The sequence below is a fragment of the Paraburkholderia sp. SIMBA_027 genome, assembly GCF_046535315.1.
Lineage (GTDB): Bacteria > Pseudomonadota > Gammaproteobacteria > Burkholderiales > Burkholderiaceae > Paraburkholderia > Paraburkholderia tropica.
The window spans coordinates 1-850 of record NZ_JAWRWY010000069.1; the positions used below are offsets into that span (position 1 = coordinate 1).

The following is an 850-nucleotide window of genomic DNA, read 5'->3' on the forward strand; positions in this document are numbered from 1 at the left end:
GACAGCGCGCTGGCCAGCATGCTCCAGCGCTATCGCAAGGAGAGCCAGCTCAAAAGCTATGGCATGTACTACGGCGACCACAGCAACGGCACGGTCCGGCCGCTTCTTTCCTGAAAGGTAACCCCATGCGTTTTTCGCTTTTCGTTCACATGGAGCGCGTCTCCGACCAGACGAGCCAGAAGCAGCTCTACGAAGAAATGGTCGAGCTGTGCCAGATCGCGGATCGCGGCGGCATGCACGCCGTCTGGACCGGCGAGCACCACGGCATGAACTTCACGATCGCGCCGAATCCGTTCCTCAATCTCGTCGATCTCGCGAGCAAGACGAAGAACGTGCGTCTCGGCACGGGCACCGTGATCGCGCCGTTCTGGCACCCGATCAAGCTCGCAGGCGAAGCCGCGATGACCGACATCATCACGAACGGCCGTCTCGAACTGGGCATTGCGCGCGGCGCATATTCGTTCGAATATGAACGTCTGATGCCGGGCCTCGACGCATGGAACGCGGGTCAGCGCATGCGCGAACTGATTCCCGCCGTGAAGAAGCTCTGGGAAGGCGATTACGCGCACGAAGGCGAGTTCTGGAAATTCCCGTCGACCACGTCGTCGCCGCTGCCGCTGCAAGAACCGCATCCGCCGATCTGGGTCGCGGCGCGCGATCCGAACAGCCACGAATTCGCCGTGTCCAACGGTTGCAACGTGCAGGTCACGCCGCTGCATTTCGGCGACGACGAAGTCGAAAAACTCGTCGGCCATTTCAATGCCGCGTGCGAAAAATTCAGCGAGATGCCGCGTCCGCAAATCATGCTGCTGCGCCACACTTACGTGGCGAGCAGCGAAGACGACGCGCA

The 850-nt window shown here is 61.3% G+C and carries 1 protein-coding gene; it reads left to right on the forward strand.

Annotated features, from left to right (window positions below; translation table 11 throughout):
• Positions 1-125 precede the first annotated feature (125 nt).
• Positions 126-850: LLM class flavin-dependent oxidoreductase (locus SB764_RS38155; protein WP_410866483.1), on the forward strand; the 725-nt coding region annotated here is incomplete at its 3' end.